Raw genomic sequence first — 18,276 nt, forward strand, 5'->3', positions numbered from 1 at the left:
AAGGCGTACAGAACCACTCCACAGGAGGACCCAGTGGCGAAGGCGAAGTTCGAGCGGACTAAGCCGCACGTCAACATCGGCACCATCGGTCACATCGACCACGGTAAGACGACCCTCACGGCCGCCATTACCAAGGTGCTGCACGACGCGTACCCGGACCTGAACGAGGCCTCGGCCTTCGACCAGATCGACAAGGCTCCCGAGGAGCGCCAGCGCGGTATCACGATCTCGATCGCGCACGTCGAGTACCAGACGGAGTCGCGTCACTACGCGCACGTCGACTGCCCGGGTCACGCGGACTACATCAAGAACATGATCACGGGTGCGGCGCAGATGGACGGCGCCATCCTCGTGGTCGCCGCCACCGACGGCCCGATGCCGCAGACCAAGGAGCACGTGCTCCTGGCCCGCCAGGTCGGCGTTCCCTACATCGTCGTCGCCCTGAACAAGGCCGACATGGTGGACGACGAGGAGATCCTGGAGCTCGTCGAGCTCGAGGTCCGTGAGCTCCTCTCCGAGTACGAGTTCCCGGGCGACGACCTTCCGGTCGTCAAGGTCTCGGCGCTCAAGGCTCTTGAGGGCGACAAGGAGTGGGGCCAGACCGTCCTCGACCTGATGAAGGCCGTCGACGAGTCGATCCCGCAGCCCGAGCGTGACGTCGACAAGCCGTTCCTGATGCCGATCGAGGACGTCTTCACGATCACCGGTCGTGGCACCGTCGTCACCGGTCGTATCGAGCGTGGTGTCCTCAAGGTCAACGAGACCGTCGACATCGTCGGTATCAAGCAGGAGAAGACCACCACCACGGTCACCGGCATCGAGATGTTCCGCAAGCTGCTCGACGAGGGCCAGGCCGGTGAGAACGTCGGTCTGCTCCTCCGTGGCATCAAGCGCGAGGACGTCGAGCGCGGCCAGGTCATCATCAAGCCCGGTTCGGTCACGCCGCACACCGAGTTCGAGGCCCAGTCGTACATCCTGTCGAAGGACGAGGGTGGCCGTCACACCCCGTTCTTCAACAACTACCGCCCGCAGTTCTACTTCCGTACCACGGACGTGACGGGCGTTGTGACCCTTCCCGAGGGCACCGAGATGGTCATGCCGGGCGACAACACCGTCATGAACGTCACGCTGATCCAGCCCGTCGCCATGGAAGAGGGCCTGAAGTTCGCCATCCGTGAGGGTGGCCGGACCGTGGGCGCCGGCCAGGTCACCAAGATCGTCAAGTAATCACCTGACTGTCTGACCTGGTTGCTCCGCACAGAGCACCAAGAAGGGCCCCGGCCCGCCGCGCAAGCGGTGGGCCGGGGCCCTTCGGCATGTGCTGGTACGTCTCAGGGGCGCCAGAGCCACGGCAGGGCGTCTGGTCCCAGGGCCGCCACCGTCACCCGCCCGTCCTCACCGAGATGCAGTGCGGGCCCGTCGAGCGCCACCGGTCCGCGCCTGCGTACGGAGAGCCCTTCGGATGTACGTAGCTGGATCAGGCCCTTCGCGGTGCGGCCGAGCAGCACCGGGGCGTGCGGCGATCCGGCGGCGGAGACCGGCCCGTACCCGTCGAAGCCCGCCCGGTCCTCGATCAGCCGCCCGTATCCGTCGATGCCTGTCTCGTACGCGGTCTCCCCGGTCCGTACGGTCGTCAGGCCGGGCTTCGCCGCCGCGCGGTAGTACAGATCGACGGTCCCGTCCGCACCGGGCAGTGCGGCCGGGCCGTCCCCCGGCACCGGCACCCCGCTGATCTGGGTGTGCGCGGTGACCGGGTCCCCGGGCGCGTCCTGCGTCCAGTGATGCACCGCGAAACGGCCCGCCGCGAAGACATGGACACACCCCGCGTCGTCCACCACGGCATTCAGCCCGTCCTGGACCTCGCCCCCGCCCGTGTCCCGCCAGCCGCTCTACCGGCCGTCCGTGTGCCGTACCCGGGTGCTGAGGCCCTTCTCCGCGTTCCGTACGAAGAGATGGACCTGCCCGTCGGGGGCGGTGAGCGTGACCGGGACGCCGATCCGGCGCCCGCCCTCGTGATCCCGTACCGGGTTGCCCAGACCCCGCCAGGCGCGGAACCCGCCGCCGGGGTGGCGCTGTTCCAGGACGACGATCTCGCGTTCGTTGTCCGCTCCGTGCCCGCTGAGCGCGGCGAACCGCAGCCCGAAGAGCAGTTGGCGCCCGTCCAGGAGCTGTGCACTGCCCAGGACGGGGGCGAGCGGGCCGCCGCCGAGGTCGTCCGGCGCTTCCCACGCCCCGCTGCCCGGCGCGCTCTCGCACCAGCGCACGGCCCGCAGCCCCAGCACCCCGTACGCGACGAGTCGGCCGTCCGGAGCTGCGGTGACGGCGGGGCGGGGGCCCGGGTAGCGGTAGTGGGTGGACCGTACCCAGCCCTTCCGGTTGGTCAGCGGCCGGTTGCCGCCCACGTTGTAGTCCCCGCAGCCGGCCCCGTTGCCGCAGCGCCAGCTGACCGAACCCCCGTACGGCACCAGGTGCGAGGCCTTCTCCGCCAGCACGGCGGGCGGCAGGTTCTTCGGCCAGTGCCGGTTGTAGTAGCCGCGGAACGCCGTGGTGACGAAGCTCGGCACGTCACCGCCGCCCTCGGTGGCCCGCGCCACCCACCGGATCAGCGCCGCCCAGGTGAACAGCGCGGCCGAGGTGTGGTCGGGGTGGTCGGAGTAGCCCTGCTGCTCGCTGTCCCGGCGGCGGACGAGCTCGCTGCTGTGCTGGACGTCGGGGTCCGGGTCCATGGTGTGCACGGCGCTGGGCCGGTAGCGGTCGAACAGCCCGACCAGGACGTCGATCAGCCCGTCGTACGTGTACGAACCCGCCCGCTTCAGCGGGGAGTCGTCGGCGACGACGGTCGGCAGGACGAGCCGTCGGTCCTGCCAGAGGCTGGGCAGCCCGAGCCGCCCGTACGTGGTGTGCATCGAGGTGTTGATGAAGATCAGCTCGACGCGGCGGCGGCCGTTGGCGAGGCTGTTGATCTCGGCGCGGTGGTTGCCGTCCAGGCCCATGACGGACTTGCGCCAGTCCGTGAACCTGCCGAGGCCGAGCAGCGTCGCGTACGCCTGCCGGAGCCCCTGGTGACGGGAGGAGGAGTACGCCGCCTTGTCGGGGGAGGGCAGCGGGTGGCCGGGCGCGCGGTTGATGCCGGTGGCCTCGCCCGCGGTCAGATAGACGCAGACCAGCGGCGTTCCGGCATCGAGGGCCTGCTGGGTGTCCGGGTTCATGAAGTACAGGTCGTCGTCCGGGTGGGCGAGGATCTGCATCATCAGGGCCGGGTGCGAGGTGCTTATCGGCAGGCCGGGCATCGGGTCGGCGGTCGGGTTGCGGCGGCGCGGCGGCGTGGGCGCGGTGCAGGCGCTGAGGGCTGCCGCGCTCGTCGCGCAGGCCGCCGCTGTCAACAAGGTGCGCCGCGGCACTCCCGCAGGAGTTGCGCGCAACGCAGGTCGGTCCGTCACACCGTGCTCCGTCCACTTCCCCCGCAGCGGGCGGCTGTGCGGCCCTGCGCTGCGTGCCTGTTCCGTGCAGGCGGCGCCGGGGGGCGAGCCGCTGCTGCGGGGGGATAGACGGAGATTCCCGGGGGCGGGTTGCCTGGGTTCCTACGGGTGTGGGCCCGAAGGACCCGGACGGCCTAGCGTGCGGGCGTGCGCACCATGAACACGTCGATCGGGTCCTGCCGTTCCTCGGTGAACCCGTGCCGTTCGTAGAGCGCGCGGGCGGCGCTGCCCTGCAGTACGTCCAGGCGGACGGTCATGCCGTCCTCATCGGCCCGGGCGAGCAGCGAACGCAGTACGGCGGTGCCGATGCCCCGTCCCTGGAGGGCGGGGGAGAGGTAGAAGTTCTCCAGCCACAGCCCGTCCTCGACCGGCCGCAGGGTGACGCAGCCCCCGAACCCGCGCTCCCCGGACTCGTCCTCGGCGAGGATGACCGAGGTGTGCTCCGGTGCGTATACGTCCCGCAGCCGCTGCCGTACGCGGTGCTCGTCGTAGCGGCCCAGGCGCTCCAGGTCGGGGCGCATCACGGTGGCTCTCAGCTCGGCGATGTCCTCGACGTCCGCCGGTTCGGCGGGGCGCAGGGCCCAGTTCACAAGGGTGCTGTTGTTCACGGCTGGATCCTTTCAGGGCGGTCGGACCGGCGCAGGCCCGCCTCCGGGATGCCGCGCAGCAGCCGGGCGCCGATCTCCGCGAGCCGGGCCTCGTCGGGCGGGGTCAGGCCCAGGCCGATGGAGTACTGGACGAGGGACGCGTCGACGGTGAACGGGCGGGGCCAGGCGTGGGCGTCCGGTGAGCCCGCCTCGGCGAGAGCGGCGAGCAGCGCCAGGAGCCGCCCCCGGAAGCGGCCCTCGCCGGGGCCCGGGGGCACGGAGACGATCGCCCAGGCGGCGTGACGCAGGTGCAGGGACGGTGGGGCGCAGAGCAGGGCGTGCGGTACGGGGGCCCAGTCTGCGGCGGACTCCAGGATCTCCCAGGCGCGGAAGAGCTCCTCGGCGATGAGGTCGCGGCCCGCGGGGGAGACCTGCGAGGTGCAGGAGCGCACGGGGGCGGACGGGGTCAGCACGGTGAGGGGGCGTCCGTCCGTATCGCCGGAGCCGACCGGAAGGCTCCAGTCCCGGGCGGCCCAGGTCGCGAAGAAGTGCCGGAGCAGGGGGACGGGCGGCAGATCACCGGCCTCGTGCGCGGTACGGGCCGCCAGGACCGCCCAGGCGAGGCCGGGCAGTCCGCCGCACGGCGCCGAGTCCAGACCGCGCGCCCGGGCCCAGGCCTTCACCTCGCGCGCGAGGCCGGTGAACGCGGCCCGGTGCGGGTCCGCCGCCGCGAGCACCGCGTCCGCGTCGCTCACCGCGCTGAGCGCCGTGGCCGCCGCCGCGCCCAGTTCGGCGCGGCGCGGGACCGCCCCGTCCGGGGAGAGGCCACCGGTCGCGACGGTCACCAGGTCCACCCGGAGCCCGTCCAGGCCGAAGCGCAGACCGGGTACGCGCGCACCGGTCACCTCGCGCAGACCGGCGGCGCCCGGCAGGGCGGCGGCCAGCCGCTGCCGTACCCCCGGGAGATCCCCGCCACCGGGCAGCGCGGCGACCAGGTCCACATCGGCGCCGGGCAGCGCACACCCCATCCGCCGCGAGCCGACGAGATGCACACGTCCTTCGGGCAGGGCGGCGGCCACCCGGCGGACCAGTTCGACCGCCCCGTCCTCGGCCGCACCGCCCTCCGCCGCCTCGGTCAGCTCCACCCGTACGCCGAAGTGGTCCGAGACGTACAGCCCGTCCTGCGCCGGTACGTCGCCCAGCAGCGTCGCCGACACGGGCCACAGCCGCTCCGAGCGGACCAGCACCCGGTCCAGCCGGGACGCGCGCCCCGTCAGCGAGGAGACGGCGGCCAGCGGGTTCACGGACGGGTCGAAGGTCGGCGTCCGGTCGTCCGCGCCGTGCACCCGGCTCCAGGCGTCCGGCATCCCCAGCCGGTCCTGTGGTGTCTCCCCGCCGTCGTTGAAGTCGCCGAGCAGCGCCACCTCGCCCTCGACCGCGGCCAACCCCGTTGCCAGATCGGCCAGTTCGGCATCGCGCCGGGCTGCGCCGTGTGCCGAGTGGTCGCTGCTGAGATGGGTGACCGCGACCGTGACCGGCCCTTTTGCCGTCTCCACGACCACGGCGGCGACCGCCTTGTGTCGGCCGAGGACATGCAGGCCCGCCTCCCGCACGGGGACCCTGCTGAGCAGCAGCAGACCGCAGTCGGCGACATCCCGGCCGGCCGGATCGGCCCACAGGGTGTAGCTCCCCCGGACCCAGGGCGTGGACAACAGCAGGGCGAGGAGGGCGGGTTCGGCCTCCTGGAGGGCGATGACATCCGCGTCCGCCGCGCGCAGGGCGTCGAGCAGCAGCGGGCGGCGGCGGGCGGTGTGGATGCGGTCGCTGTCGTAGCGGTCCCAGAGGGTGTTCCAGGTCAGCAGCGTCAGGGAGGCGGACTGCGGGGCCGCCGGTGCGTCCTCGGGCACGGGTGTCCAGGCGGCCTGCGCTACGGAGTACGCGTGCGGCGTACGGGAGGTGAAGTACAGGGACGGCAGGCGGCGCGGGGTGCGTACCCGTCCGGCGTCCGTCGCGTCGATCCGGTCCACGCCCGAGGACCGGTCCCACACCACCTCGCCGTCCGCCTCGAAGAACAGCACCCGGTGCCAGGGAACGTCCCCGCCGGGCGTGAACCGGGGCAGCGGCACCCGCTCGGGCGCGGTACCGCGCTGCGCCACGCCCATCACGAAGCGCGCAGGGTCGAACCGGGCATCCCAGCGGACCCGGTGGTAGATCTCCTCGCTGGTACGCATCTACGCCCTGTCCTCCACGGTTCCGCTCGCGCCGATGTACCAGGTGCGGTGCGCCTGGCCGGGGTACGGGGGCACGAACCGGTGCAGCTGCGAGGCCAGCACCTCAGGGGGCACCGGGTGGGTGCGGTGTTCGTTGCGGCGGAGCAGTTCCGCCTCGCCGACCAGCGCCACGGCGTGGGTGAGCAGCGCGTCCCTGCGCCGGGCGACCGCGTGCACCAGGGAGCGCTGGTGCGCGTTGAGCGAGGTGGCGTCCCAGACGACCGTGCGGCCCGCGGCGAGCGCGGTGTCCAGCCGGCCGAGCCCCTCGCGCAGTACCTCCCCGTTGGCGCTCTGGTCGGCGCGCGCTCCCCGGGCCATCCGCAGATCGTCGAGCGAGAGATACGTGTCGACACCGGGCAGTGCGCGGCCGAAGGTGCTCTTGCCGCTGCCGGAGGGGCCGACCAGATGGACCAGGCGCGGGAAGTCGCCGCTGCGCCACCGCCAGGTCGCGGCGACGGCCTCCTCGGCGGTGGTGACCCGGCCCAGCGCACAGGCCTCACGGGCCTGCGCCCGGCAGCGGTCCGCGGCCGCGGGCTCCAGATCCGCGAAGGCCTCGTCCAGCCCGTCAGGTTCCTGCACATCCTCCGCGTGCAGCGCCGACCACTCCACCTGTTCGCGCGCCCCGTCGGTGTCCGCCACGGCGGCGGCCAGCGCGTGCAGCAGCGGCAGATCGGCGGCCAGGGACATCCGGGCCAGGCCGGCGCGGCGCTCCTCGTCCGGGTACGGGCGGTGCAGTGCGGGGTGCAGCCCGACGAGATCCGCGACGCGCCGGGCCTGCGGCATCCCCAGCGTCCCCGCCAGCGAGGGCGCCAGCTCGGTGCGCCGCCCGCGGTGCAGCAGCGCGGCCAGGACGCCGGTCAGCCGGTCATCGCCCGTCCGGCCCAACGCGTCGAGGGAATCTCCCGTCGTGACGGCGGCCCCCGCGTCCCACACGGACGCGCCCGACGCCCCGGCCAGCGCCGCCGCGTCGACGGCGGCCCCGGACCGTACGGCCCACAGGGGGGCGCCCGGGCCGAGCCCGTTCTCCACGACGGAGGCGTGCATCCAGTGCGTATCGGTCCGTACGTGGCCGGGCCGCACCCACTTCGCCACCCGGCGCCCGAAGTCCGCCGCGTCGAAACCGTCGGCGGGACGTACGACGTACCCCTCCTGCCGTCCCGTGTCCGGCCGCAGGGCGCGCAGCGCCTTTTCGGCCCGCGCGTCGAACACCCCGCGCCACAGCACCGGCGGCACCGGAATCCCCAGCCCGCGCAGGAACACCACGGTCCGGTCCCAGCCCAGGCAGCGCTCCTCGTCCCAGACGGAGAAGCCGTAGAAGAAGCTCTCCAGGCTGTCGTACGGGATCGAATGGCGCGCAAACATGTTCTCCCCGCACACCCGCCACCCCCCGGGTATCCGGGCCCCGATCCGGCCCTGGAGCGCCTTGACCCAGCCCCGCGAGGGGTGATGGGCGGAATCGAGCGAGCGGGCGTGCAGGCCGTCGGCGTAGAGCGTGGTGTTCTCGCCGTCCAGCTTCTCGGTGACGACGACCTCGCGGCCGCTCAGCCCGGAGAGATCCGCGATCCGTACGTCGTCCGAGGTGGCCCCCGGGGACCAGGGCAGATGCGCGGTGCGCGGATAGTGCGTACGCATGATCGATGCCCCTGTGACGACGGCGTGCCCGGCCGGTCACTGTAGGGGCGGAGGTGTACGACGCTCGACCGAATTACGTCGGGCGGAGCCACGGCAGGGCTCCCGCTGTGGCTCCGCGTTTGACCGGGAGACCACGCGGGGTAAGATCCTCCGCCCGATTGGCCAGGCTCAGGCGCCGTATGGCACACTGACCAGGTTGCTCGGTTGAGTGTCAATGCTGCACGCCTCCCGCCGGGAGGACTGGAAGCGAGTCCCACAGTACTCGTCGGCCCCATGCGGGCCGGACGTACGGGAATCTTCCGGGAAGTGACAGTGGGGCGCCGACCAGGCACCCGGTGGGTGTTCCGCCCCCGGTTCCGCGGTCTCATGGCCCGCACCCCCTTGGTTGGGAATTCCTTCGGGAGTTCTGCGTAGAGGGGATGCGACACGCCCGACCGCGTGGGTCGGAGGTGGAGTTACGAGAGCCCTCGGGTTCCAGAGCGTTACGAGAGACAGGACTACTAGTAGCCATGGCGGGACAGAAGATCCGCATCCGGCTCAAGGCCTACGACCACGAGGTCATCGATTCCTCGGCGAAGAAGATCGTCGAGACGGTGACCCGCACTGGTGCGTCGGTCGCGGGCCCGGTGCCGCTGCCCACTGAGAAGAACGTGTACTGCGTCATCAAGTCGCCGCACAAGTACAAGGACTCGCGCGAGCACTTCGAGATGCGCACGCACAAGCGCCTCATCGACATCCTCGACCCCACGCCGAAGACGGTCGACTCGCTCATGCGTCTCGACCTGCCGGCCGGCGTCGACATCGAGATCAAGCTCTGAGGTGACGCGCGAGATGGCTAAGAACATTAAGGGCGTCCTGGGCGAGAAGCTCGGCATGACCCAGGTCTGGGACGAGAACAACCGGGTCGTCCCGGTGACCGTCGTCAAGGCCGGGCCCTGCGTCGTCACCCAGGTCCGCACCAACGACAGCGACGGCTACGAGTCGGTCCAGATCGCCTTCGGCGAGATCGACCCGCGCAAGGTGAACAAGCCCCTCAAGGGCCACTTCGCCAAGGCCGACGTGACCCCGCGCCGCCACCTGGTGGAGCTCCGCACCCCTGACGCCAGCGAGTACACGCTGGGCCAGGAGGTCACTGCCGCAGTGTTCGAGTCCGGCGTCAAGGTTGACGTCACGGGCAAGAGCAAGGGCAAGGGCTTCGCCGGTGTGATGAAGCGCCACAACTTCAAGGGTGGCAAGGCGTCCCACGGTGCCCACCGTGTGCACCGCATGCCCGGCTCCATCGGTGGCTGTGCCACCCCCGGCCGTGTCTTCAAGGGCATGCGCATGGCGGGTCGCATGGGCAACGAGCGCGTCACCACCCAGAACCTGACCATCCACGCGGTTGACGCGGAGAAGGGTCTGCTCCTCATCAAGGGCGCAGTCCCCGGTCCGAACGGCGGCCTCGTCCTGGTCCGTACCGCGGCCAAGGGGGCTTGAGGTAATGAGCACCATTGACATCCTTTCGCCGGCAGGCGACAAGGCCGGTACCGTCGAGCTCCCCGCGGAGATCTTCGACGCGAAGACCAGCGTTCCGCTGATCCACCAGGTCGTCGTCGCACAGCTGGCAGCTGCCCGTCAGGGCACGCACAAGACCAAGACCCGCGGCGAAGTCCGTGGTGGTGGCCGCAAGCCGTACCGCCAGAAGGGCACCGGCCGCGCGCGCCAGGGTTCGACCCGTGCGCCGCAGTTCGCCGGCGGTGGCGTCGTCCACGGCCCGCAGCCGCGTGACTACTCGCAGCGGACCCCGAAGAAGATGAAGGCCGCCGCCCTGCGCGGTGCCCTCTCCGACCGGGCCCGTCACTCCCGCATCCACGTCGTCACCGGCGTGGTCGAGGGTGCTGTCTCCACCAAGGCCGCCAAGACGCTGTTCGGCAAGATCTCGGAGCGCAAGAACCTGCTCCTGGTCGTCGACCGCGCCGACGAGGCCGCGTGGCTGTCCGCCCGCAACCTGCCCCAGGTGCACATCCTGGAGCCGGGCCAGCTGAACACGTACGACGTGATCGTCTCTGACGACGTGGTCTTCACCCAGGCCGCCTTCGAGTCCTTCGTGTCTGGCCCCCAGACCGCTGAGACCGAAGGGAGCGACGCCTGATGAGCGAGGCGACCGTTACCAGCAAGACCTACTCGGACCCGCGCGACATTCTCGTCAAGCCGGTCGTTTCCGAGAAGAGCTACGCGCTGCTCGACGAGAACAAGTACACGTTCATCGTCGCGCCCGGCTCCAACAAGACCCAGATCAAGCAGGCCGTGGAAGCGGTCTTCTCGGTCAAGGTCACCGGGGTCAACACGATCAACCGGCAGGGCAAGCGCAAGCGCACCAAGACCGGCTTCGGCAAGCGCGCAGACACCAAGCGCGCCATCGTGACCCTCGCCGAGGGCGACCGTATCGACATCTTCGGCGGTCCGACCGCCTGAGGGCGGTCTGGATCGTCCGGAATCGGACGAGGACTGAGAAATGGGTATCCGCAAGTACAAGCCGACGACCCCGGGCCGTCGTGGCTCCAGCGTCGCCGACTTTGTCGAGATCACGCGGTCCACGCCGGAGAAGTCGCTGGTCCGCCCCCTGCACAGCAAGGGCGGCCGTAACAACGCCGGTCGTGTGACCGTTCGCCACCAGGGCGGTGGCCACAAGCGCGCCTACCGAGTGATCGACTTCCGTCGTCACGACAAGGACGGCGTGCCGGCCAAGGTCGCGCACATCGAGTACGACCCGAACCGCACCGCGCGCATCGCGCTCCTGCACTACGCGGACGGCGAGAAGCGCTACATCATCGCGCCGCGTGGCCTGACGCAGGGCGACCGTGTCGAGAACGGCCCGGCCGCCGACATCAAGCCCGGCAACAACCTGGCGCTGCGCAACATCCCGGTCGGTACGACCATCCACGCCATCGAGCTGCGGCCCGGCGGCGGCGCGAAGTTCGCCCGTTCCGCGGGTGCCTCCGTGCAGCTGCTGGCGAAGGAGGGCACCATGGCCCACCTTCGTATGCCGTCGGGTGAAATCCGCCTGGTCGACGCCCGCTGCCGCGCCACCATCGGTGAGGTCGGCAACGCCGAGCAGTCGAACATCAACTGGGGCAAGGCCGGCCGCATGCGCTGGAAGGGCGTTCGCCCGACCGTCCGCGGTGTCGCGATGAACCCGGTTGACCACCCGCACGGTGGTGGTGAGGGCAAGACCTCCGGTGGTCGCCACCCGGTCTCGCCGTGGGGTCAGAAGGAGGGTCGTACTCGCTCGCCGAAGAAGGCATCGAGCAAGTACATCGTCCGCCGCCGCAAGACGAACAAGAAGCGCTAGGAGCGGGTTTAGATGCCGCGCAGTCTCAAGAAGGGGCCCTTCGTCGACGGCCACCTCATCAAGAAGGTGGACGTACAGAACGAGGCAGGCACCAAGAACGTCATCAAGACCTGGTCCCGTCGCTCGATGATCGTCCCGGCCATGCTGGGTCACACCATCGCGGTGCACAACGGCAAGATTCATGTCCCGGTGTTCGTCACCGAGTCGATGGTCGGCCACAAGCTCGGCGAGTTCTCGCCGACTCGCACCTTCCGCGGCCACGTCAAGGACGACCGGAAGTCGAAGCGCCGCTAACGCGGGGTGACTGACTATGACTTACACCGAAGGGACAACCATGGAAGCCAGGGCCCAGGCGCGGTACATCCGCGTCACGCCCATGAAGGCCCGCCGAGTGGTGGACCTCATCCGTGGCATGGATGCCACGGAGGCTCAGGCGGTCCTGCGTTTCGCCCCGCAGGCCGCGAGCGTGCCGGTTGGCAAGGTGCTTGACAGCGCCATTGCCAACGCCGCACACAACTACGACCACACCGACGCCTCTTCGCTGGTCATCAGCGAGGCGTACGTGGACGAGGGCCCGACCCTGAAGCGGTTCCGTCCGCGTGCTCAGGGCCGTGCCTACCGGATCCGTAAGCGGACCAGCCACATCACCGTGGTCGTCAGCAGCAAGGAAGGAACCCGGTAATGGGCCAGAAGGTAAACCCGCACGGGTTCCGGCTCGGCATCACCACGGACTTCAAGTCCCGTTGGTACGCCGACAAGCTGTACAAGGACTACGTCAAGGAAGACGTCGCCATTCGTCGCATGATGACGAAGGGCATGGAGCGGGCCGGCATCTCGAAGGTCGAGATCGAGCGCACCCGCGACCGCGTCCGCGTTGACATCCACACCGCCCGCCCGGGCATCGTCATCGGTCGCCGCGGCGCCGAGGCCGACCGCATCCGTGGCGAGCTGGAGAAGCTGACCGGCAAGCAGGTCCAGCTGAACATCCTCGAGGTCAAGAACCCCGAGGTGGACGCTCAGCTGGTGGCCCAGGCCGTTGCCGAGCAGCTCTCCTCCCGCGTCTCCTTCCGTCGTGCGATGCGCAAGAGCATGCAGAGCTCGATGAAGGCCGGCGCCAAGGGCATCAAGATCCAGTGCGGTGGCCGCCTCGGCGGCGCCGAGATGTCCCGCTCGGAGTTCTACCGCGAGGGCCGTGTGCCCCTGCACACGCTCCGTGCGAACGTCGACTACGGCTTCTTCGAGGCCAAGACGACCTTCGGCCGCATCGGTGTGAAGGTCTGGATCTACAAGGGCGACGTCAAGAACATCGCCGAGGTCCGCGCCGAGAACGCTGCTGCCCGCGCTGGCAACCGCCCGGCCCGTGGCGGCGCTGACCGCCCGGCCGGCCGCGGTGGCCGCGGTGGCGAGCGTGGCGGTCGCGGTCGCAAGCCGCAGCAGTCCGCGTCGGCAGCCGAGGCCCCCAAGGCCGAGGCTCCCGCCGCCGCTGCTCCGGCTGAGAGCACCGGAACGGAGGCCTGACCGAAATGCTGATCCCCCGTAGGGTCAAGCACCGCAAGCAGCACCACCCGAAGCGCAGCGGTATGTCCAAGGGTGGCACGCAGGTTGCGTTCGGCGAGTACGGCATCCAGGCGCTGACCCCGGCGTACGTGACGAACCGCCAGATCGAGGCAGCTCGTATCGCGATGACCCGCCACATCAAGCGTGGCGGCAAGGTCTGGATCAACATCTACCCGGACCGTCCCCTGACGAAGAAGCCTGCCGAGACCCGCATGGGTTCCGGTAAGGGTTCTCCCGAGTGGTGGATCGCGAACGTCAAGCCGGGTCGGGTGATGTTCGAGCTGTCCTACCCGAACGAGAAGATTGCTCGTGAGGCGCTTACCCGCGCTGCTCACAAGCTTCCGATGAAGTGCCGGATCGTTCGGCGCGAGGCAGGTGAGTCGTGATGTCGGCCGGTACCAAGGCGTCCGAGCTGCGCGAGCTGGGCAACGAGGAGCTCCTCAACAAGCTCCGCGAGGCCAAGGAAGAGCTGTTCAACCTCCGCTTCCAGGCGGCGACCGGACAGCTCGAGAACCACGGCCGGCTCAAGTCCGTCCGTAAGGACATCGCCCGGATCTACACCCTGATGCGCGAGCGCGAGCTGGGCATCGAGACGGTGGAGAGCGCCTGATGAGCGAGAAGACTGTGACTGAGACGAACACCGACCGCGGTTTCCGCAAGACCCGTGAGGGTCTGGTCGTCAGCGACAAGATGGACAAGACCGTCGTCGTCGCTGTCGAGGACCGCGTCAAGCACGCGCTGTACGGCAAGGTCATCCGCCGTACGAACAAGCTCAAGGCGCACGACGAGCAGAACGCCGCAGGCGTCGGCGACCGCGTCCTCCTGATGGAGACCCGGCCGCTGTCCGCCACGAAGCGGTGGCGCGTCGTCGAGATCCTCGAGAAGGCCAAGTAATTCCTGAGGGGCATTCCCCTCAGGCAAGTTCCGCCAGGCTCGGTGGGGTTCGGACCTACCCAGGTTCGAACCCCGCCGGGAACCGGCAGACGATCAGGAGATAGACGTGATCCAGCAGGAGTCGCGACTTCGCGTCGCCGACAACACGGGTGCGAAGGAAATCCTCACCATCCGTGTTCTCGGTGGTTCGGGTCGCCGCTACGCGGGCATCGGTGACGTCATCGTCGCCACCGTCAAGGACGCGATCCCCGGTGGCAACGTGAAGAAGGGTGACGTCGTCAAGGCCGTCATCGTTCGCACCGTCAAGGAGCGTCGTCGCCAGGATGGTTCGTACATCCGCTTCGACGAGAACGCCGCCGTCATTCTGAAGAACGACGGCGACCCCCGCGGCACCCGTATCTTCGGCCCGGTGGGCCGTGAGCTGCGCGAGAAGAAGTTCATGAAGATCATCTCGCTCGCGCCGGAGGTGCTGTAAGCATGAAGATCAAGAAGGGCGACCTGGTTCAGGTCATCACCGGTAAGGACAAGGGCAAGCAGGGCAAGGTCATCGTGGCCTATCCCGTGCAGAACCGCGTCCTCGTCGAGGGTGTCAACCGGGTCAAGAAGCACACCAAGGCCGGTCAGACCGCTCGCGGTTCGCAGACCGGTGGCATCGTCACGACCGAGGCTCCCATCCACGTGAGCAACGTTCAGCTCGTCGTGGAGAAGGACGGCAACAAGGTCGTCACGCGCGTCGGTTACCGCTTCGACGACGAAGGCAACAAGATCCGCGTTGCCAAGCGGACGGGTGAGGACATCTGATGGCTACCACCACCACTCCGCGTCTGAAGACGAAGTACCGCGAGGAAATCGCCGGCAAGCTGCGTGAGGAGTTCTCCTTCGAGAACGTCATGCAGATTCCCGGCCTGGTCAAGATCGTGGTCAACATGGGTGTGGGCGACGCCGCCCGCGACTCCAAGCTGATCGACGGCGCCGTGCGCGACCTCACCACGATCACCGGCCAGAAGCCGGCCGTCACCAAGGCCCGCAAGTCCATCGCGCAGTTCAAGCTGCGCGAGGGCCAGCCGATCGGCTGCCACGTCACCCTCCGTGGTGACCGGATGTGGGAGTTCCTGGACCGTACGCTGTCGCTCGCGCTGCCGCGTATCCGTGACTTCCGTGGCCTGTCGCCGAAGCAGTTCGACGGCCGTGGCAACTACACCTTCGGTCTCACGGAGCAGGTCATGTTCCACGAGATCGACCAGGACAAGATCGACCGGGTCCGGGGCATGGACATCACCGTGGTCACCACGGCGACCAATGACGACGAGGGTCGTGCCCTCCTTCGTCACCTCGGCTTCCCGTTCAAGGAGAACTGACCGTGGCGAAGAAGGCTCTGATCGCTAAGGCCGCCCGTAAGCCGAAGTTCGGCGTTCGCGGGTACACCCGCTGCCAGCGCTGCGGCCGGCCCCACTCCGTCTACCGCAAGTTCGGCCTGTGCCGCGTGTGCCTTCGTGAGATGGCTCACCGTGGCGAGCTGCCGGGCGTGACCAAGAGCTCCTGGTAATTCTCCTTCGCCCTTTGGGCGTCGGGAATTGACGGAAGCTCTCGGTAAGCATCTGGTCGGCAGGAGCCCGCCCTCACATGCCGTAGGCTTGTGGGGTTGGGCGCCTGCCGCCCAAGACCGACTTACTACGCCGTAGGTCCCCGCACCGCACCCGTCCCGCCACTGAGTGGGGAGAGGGATGGCGCATACAGGAAACCCCGGCGAGAGAGGCCGAAGGCCAATTCATGACCATGACTGATCCCATCGCAGACATGCTCACGCGTCTGCGTAACGCGAACTCGGCATACCACGACGACGTCGTGATGCCGCACAGCAAGATCAAGTCGCACATCGCGGAGATCCTCCAGCAGGAGGGCTTCATCACCGGCTGGAAGGTCGAGGACGCCGAGGTCGGCAAGAACCTCGTCCTCGAGCTGAAGTTCGGCCCGAACCGCGAGCGCTCGATCGCCGGCATCAAGCGAATCTCGAAGCCGGGTCTGCGTGTATACGCAAAGTCCACCAACCTGCCGAAGGTCCTCGGCGGCCTGGGCGTGGCGATCATCTCCACGTCCCACGGTCTCCTGACCGGCCAGCAGGCCAGCAAGAAGGGCGTAGGTGGGGAAGTCCTCGCCTACGTCTGGTAGTCGGGAACGGAGGAATAGCCAATGTCGCGAATCGGCAAGCTCCCCATCCAGGTTCCCGCCGGTGTGGACGTCACCATCGATGGCCGCACGGTCGCGGTGAAGGGCCCCAAGGGTTCCCTCTCGCACACCGTTGCTGCGCCGATCGAGGTCACCAAGGGTGAGGACGGCGTCCTGAACGTCGTCCGCCCGAACGACGAGCGTCAGAACAAGGCCCTTCACGGCCTGTCCCGCACGCTGGTGGCGAACATGATCACCGGTGTGACCCAGGGATACATCAAGGCGCTCGAGATCAGTGGTGTCGGTTACCGCGTCCAGGCGAAGGGCTCCAACCTGGAGTTCGCCCTGGGCTACAGCCACCCGATCCTGATCGAGGCCCCGGAGGGCATCACCTTCAAGGTGGAGTCCCCCACGAAGTTCTCGGTCGAGGGCATCGACAAGCAGAAGGTCGGCGAGACCGCGGCCAAGATCCGCAAGCTGCGGAAGCCTGACCCGTACAAGGCCAAGGGCGTCAAGTACGCCGGCGAGGTCATCCGCCGCAAGGTCGGAAAGGCGGGTAAGTAGCCATGGCATACGGTGTAAAGATCGCCAAGGGCGACGCGTACAAGCGTGCGGCCCTCAAGCGTCGTCACATTCGTGTCCGCAAGCACATCTCCGGTTCGCCGGAGCGTCCGCGCTTGGTCGTGACGCGGTCCAACCGCCACATGGTCGCTCAGGTCATCGACGACATCGCGGGCCACACGCTCGCGTCGGCGTCGACCCTGGACGTGTCCATCCGTGGTGGCGAGGGTGACAAGAGCACCCAGGCCAAGCAGGTCGGCGCCCTGGTCGCTGAGCGCGCCAAGGCCGCAGGCGTCGAGGCCGTCGTGTTTGACCGCGGTGGTAACCAGTACGCCGGGCGGATTGCCGCTCTGGCTGACGCCGCCCGTGAAGCCGGGCTGAAGTTCTAAGCCCCGGTTCCTACGCACAGCGGACGTAACAGAGAGAGGTAAATCCAATGGCTGGACCCCAGCGCCGCGGAAGCGGTGCCGGTGGCGGCGAGCGGCGGGACCGGAAGGGCCGTGACGGCGGTGCAGCTGCCGCCGAGAAGACCGCGTACGTTGAGCGCGTTGTCGCGATCAACCGCGTCGCCAAGGTTGTGAAGGGTGGTCGTCGCTTCAGCTTCACCGCGCTGGTCGTGGTGGGCGATGGTGACGGCACCGTCGGTGTCGGTTACGGCAAGGCCAAGGAAGTTCCCGCGGCCATCGCCAAGGGCGTGGAAGAAGCCAAGAAGAACTTCTTCAAGGTTCCGCGTATCCAGGGCACCATTCCTCACCCGATCCAGGGCGAGAAGGCTGCGGGCGTCGTCCTGCTGAAGCCTGCTTCCCCCGGTACCGGTGTTATCGCCGGTGGCCCGGTGCGCGCCGTTCTGGAGTGCGCCGGCGTTCACGACATCCTGTCGAAGTCGCTCGGCTCCGACAACGCGATCAACATCGTGCACGCGACCGTGGCGGCCCTCAAGGGCCTGCAGCGTCCCGAGGAGATCGCGGCTCGCCGTGGTCTGCCCCTCGAGGACGTCGCCCCCGCGGCTCTGCTTCGTGCGCGTGCGGGAGCGGGTGCGTAATGGCTCGCCTCAAGATCACGCAGACGAAGTCGTACATCGGCAGCAAGCAGAACCACCGCGACACCCTTCGTTCGCTCGGGCTCAAGCGCCTGCACGACGTGGTTGTCAAGGAGGACCGCCCCGAGTTCCGCGGAATGGTGCACACCGTCCGCCACCTCGTGACGGTTGAGGAGGTCGACTGACATGGCGGAGAACAAGCCGCTGAAGGCCCATGACCTCCGGCCCGCCCCGGGCGCCAAGACCGCCAAGACCCGTGTGGGTCGTGGTGAGGCGTCCAAGGGTAAGACCGCCGGTCGTGGCACCAAGGGCACCAAGGCCCGTTACCAGGTTCCGGAGCGCTTCGAGGGTGGGCAGATGCCCCTCCACATGCGTCTCCCGAAGCTCAAGGGCTTCAAGAACCCGTTCCGCACCGAGTACCAGGTCGTGAACCTGGACAAGCTCGCGACGCTCTACCCCGAGGGTGGAGAGGTCACCGTGGCCGACCTGGTCGCCAAGGGTGCGGTGCGCAACAACCACCTCGTCAAGGTCCTCGGACAGGGCGAGATCTCCGTGGCGCTGCAGGTTTCGGTTGACGCCGTCTCCGGCTCCGCCAAGGAGAAGATTGCCGCCGCCGGCGGCACCGTCACTGAGCTCGTCTGAGACAACTCGGACAACTCGATGGCCTGAACACCCGACCGGGGATGCCTCTTATTTGGGGCATCCCCGGTTGGTCGTTCCTAGGGGGGCATGGTCGCCGGTAAGGTGGCGTGCACTGTTG

The 18,276-nt window shown here is 68.9% G+C and carries 25 protein-coding genes and 1 pseudogene; 22 read left to right on the forward strand and 4 right to left on the reverse strand.

Annotated elements, in window-relative coordinates; all coding sequences use genetic code 11:
• Positions 1-33 precede the first annotated feature (33 nt).
• Positions 34-1,227, forward strand: a complete 1,194-nt coding sequence (gene tuf / locus OG507_RS24315; protein WP_327369305.1) for an elongation factor Tu — start codon at positions 34-36, stop codon at positions 1,225-1,227.
• A 104-nt stretch (positions 1,228-1,331) separates the two neighbouring features.
• Here the strand turns inward: tuf and OG507_RS24320 are convergent.
• The 4 genes and pseudogenes from OG507_RS24320 to OG507_RS24335 all read right to left on the reverse strand — a co-directional run bounded on the left by OG507_RS24320 (position 1,332) and on the right by OG507_RS24335 (position 7,968).
• Positions 1,332-3,401, reverse strand: a pseudogene (locus OG507_RS24320) (PIG-L family deacetylase).
• Between the two features lie 212 nt (positions 3,402-3,613).
• Positions 3,614-4,087 (reverse strand): GNAT family N-acetyltransferase, encoded by a 474-nt coding sequence (locus tag OG507_RS24325; protein ID WP_327369306.1) that lies wholly within the window; start codon positions 4,085-4,087, stop codon positions 3,614-3,616.
• A complete protein-coding gene (locus tag OG507_RS24330; protein WP_327369307.1) occupies positions 4,084-6,297 on the reverse strand; it encodes an RNA repair domain-containing protein in 2,214 nt (737 codons plus the stop codon). Before OG507_RS24330 ends, OG507_RS24325 begins: the two co-directional genes overlap by 4 nt.
• Positions 6,298-7,968 (reverse strand): RNA ligase family protein, encoded by a 1,671-nt coding sequence (locus OG507_RS24335; protein ID WP_327369308.1) that lies wholly within the window; start codon positions 7,966-7,968, stop codon positions 6,298-6,300.
• A gap of 509 nt (positions 7,969-8,477) precedes the next feature.
• Between OG507_RS24335 and rpsJ the strand changes: the two genes are divergently transcribed.
• From rpsJ to rplO, 21 genes are all read left to right on the forward strand, one after another.
• Positions 8,478-8,786: a 30S ribosomal protein S10 gene (gene rpsJ / locus OG507_RS24340; protein WP_003948644.1), complete on the forward strand. Its 309-nt coding sequence runs from the start codon at positions 8,478-8,480 to the stop codon at positions 8,784-8,786.
• Between the two features lie 13 nt (positions 8,787-8,799).
• The gene (gene rplC, locus OG507_RS24345) at positions 8,800-9,444 is read left to right on the forward strand and encodes a 50S ribosomal protein L3 (RefSeq protein ID WP_030914132.1); all 645 of its coding nucleotides are present in this window, start codon (positions 8,800-8,802) and stop codon (positions 9,442-9,444) included.
• Positions 9,445-9,448: 4 nt separating this feature from the next.
• Positions 9,449-10,099, forward strand: coding sequence for a 50S ribosomal protein L4 (rplD, locus tag OG507_RS24350; RefSeq protein ID WP_327369309.1), 651 nt, complete (start codon positions 9,449-9,451; stop codon positions 10,097-10,099).
• Entirely contained in the window at positions 10,099-10,422 is a 324-nt protein-coding gene (gene rplW / locus OG507_RS24355) for a 50S ribosomal protein L23 (RefSeq protein ID WP_327369310.1), read from the forward strand. Before rplD ends, rplW begins: the two co-directional genes overlap by 1 nt.
• 40 nt (positions 10,423-10,462) lie before the next feature.
• Positions 10,463-11,299: a 50S ribosomal protein L2 gene (gene rplB, locus OG507_RS24360; RefSeq protein WP_093773282.1), complete on the forward strand. Its 837-nt coding sequence runs from the start codon at positions 10,463-10,465 to the stop codon at positions 11,297-11,299.
• Positions 11,300-11,311: 12 nt separating this feature from the next.
• Positions 11,312-11,593 (forward strand): 30S ribosomal protein S19, encoded by a 282-nt coding sequence (gene rpsS, locus OG507_RS24365; RefSeq protein WP_003966956.1) that lies wholly within the window; start codon positions 11,312-11,314, stop codon positions 11,591-11,593.
• A gap of 40 nt (positions 11,594-11,633) precedes the next feature.
• Complete coding sequence (gene rplV / locus OG507_RS24370; protein ID WP_004571827.1) at positions 11,634-11,981, forward strand: 50S ribosomal protein L22; 348 nt, start codon at positions 11,634-11,636, stop codon at positions 11,979-11,981.
• Entirely contained in the window at positions 11,981-12,817 is an 837-nt protein-coding gene (gene rpsC, locus OG507_RS24375; RefSeq protein ID WP_327369311.1) for a 30S ribosomal protein S3, read from the forward strand. Before rplV ends, rpsC begins: the two co-directional genes overlap by 1 nt.
• A gap of 5 nt (positions 12,818-12,822) precedes the next feature.
• On the forward strand, positions 12,823-13,242 hold the full coding sequence (rplP, locus tag OG507_RS24380; protein WP_014047785.1) for a 50S ribosomal protein L16: 420 nt from the start codon (positions 12,823-12,825) through the stop codon (positions 13,240-13,242).
• Entirely contained in the window at positions 13,242-13,466 is a 225-nt protein-coding gene (rpmC, locus tag OG507_RS24385) for a 50S ribosomal protein L29 (RefSeq protein ID WP_015035581.1), read from the forward strand. The genes rplP and rpmC overlap by 1 nt, the downstream gene beginning before the upstream one ends.
• Positions 13,466-13,750 (forward strand): 30S ribosomal protein S17, encoded by a 285-nt coding sequence (gene rpsQ / locus OG507_RS24390; protein ID WP_030977953.1) that lies wholly within the window; start codon positions 13,466-13,468, stop codon positions 13,748-13,750. The genes rpmC and rpsQ overlap by 1 nt, the downstream gene beginning before the upstream one ends.
• Before the next feature lie 106 nt (positions 13,751-13,856).
• Positions 13,857-14,225 (forward strand): 50S ribosomal protein L14, encoded by a 369-nt coding sequence (gene rplN / locus OG507_RS24395; RefSeq protein ID WP_003966950.1) that lies wholly within the window; start codon positions 13,857-13,859, stop codon positions 14,223-14,225.
• 2 nt (positions 14,226-14,227) lie between these two features.
• Entirely contained in the window at positions 14,228-14,551 is a 324-nt protein-coding gene (gene rplX / locus OG507_RS24400; protein WP_327369312.1) for a 50S ribosomal protein L24, read from the forward strand.
• Positions 14,551-15,108, forward strand: coding sequence for a 50S ribosomal protein L5 (rplE, locus tag OG507_RS24405; protein WP_093897251.1), 558 nt, complete (start codon positions 14,551-14,553; stop codon positions 15,106-15,108). Before rplX ends, rplE begins: the two co-directional genes overlap by 1 nt.
• A gap of 2 nt (positions 15,109-15,110) precedes the next feature.
• On the forward strand, positions 15,111-15,296 hold the full coding sequence (locus OG507_RS24410; RefSeq protein WP_003948630.1) for a type Z 30S ribosomal protein S14: 186 nt from the start codon (positions 15,111-15,113) through the stop codon (positions 15,294-15,296).
• Between the two features lie 224 nt (positions 15,297-15,520).
• Positions 15,521-15,919, forward strand: coding sequence for a 30S ribosomal protein S8 (rpsH, locus tag OG507_RS24415; RefSeq protein WP_030351444.1), 399 nt, complete (start codon positions 15,521-15,523; stop codon positions 15,917-15,919).
• A gap of 21 nt (positions 15,920-15,940) precedes the next feature.
• A complete protein-coding gene (gene rplF / locus OG507_RS24420; RefSeq protein ID WP_030977959.1) occupies positions 15,941-16,480 on the forward strand; it encodes a 50S ribosomal protein L6 in 540 nt (179 codons plus the stop codon).
• A gap of 2 nt (positions 16,481-16,482) precedes the next feature.
• Positions 16,483-16,866 carry a 50S ribosomal protein L18 gene (gene rplR / locus OG507_RS24425; RefSeq protein WP_093540756.1) on the forward strand — a complete coding sequence of 128 codons (384 nt, stop codon included), beginning with the start codon at positions 16,483-16,485 and terminating at the stop codon, positions 16,864-16,866.
• A 47-nt stretch (positions 16,867-16,913) separates the two neighbouring features.
• Positions 16,914-17,519, forward strand: a complete 606-nt coding sequence (rpsE, locus tag OG507_RS24430; protein ID WP_030914151.1) for a 30S ribosomal protein S5 — start codon at positions 16,914-16,916, stop codon at positions 17,517-17,519.
• Positions 17,519-17,701 carry a 50S ribosomal protein L30 gene (rpmD, locus tag OG507_RS24435; protein WP_018550611.1) on the forward strand — a complete coding sequence of 61 codons (183 nt, stop codon included), beginning with the start codon at positions 17,519-17,521 and terminating at the stop codon, positions 17,699-17,701. The genes rpsE and rpmD overlap by 1 nt, the downstream gene beginning before the upstream one ends.
• 1 nt (position 17,702) lies before the next feature.
• Positions 17,703-18,158 carry a 50S ribosomal protein L15 gene (gene rplO / locus OG507_RS24440; RefSeq protein ID WP_018550610.1) on the forward strand — a complete coding sequence of 152 codons (456 nt, stop codon included), beginning with the start codon at positions 17,703-17,705 and terminating at the stop codon, positions 18,156-18,158.
• Positions 18,159-18,276: the final 118 nt, after the last annotated feature.

The sequence above is a fragment of the Streptomyces sp. NBC_01217 genome, assembly GCF_035994185.1.
Lineage (GTDB): Bacteria > Actinomycetota > Actinomycetes > Streptomycetales > Streptomycetaceae > Streptomyces.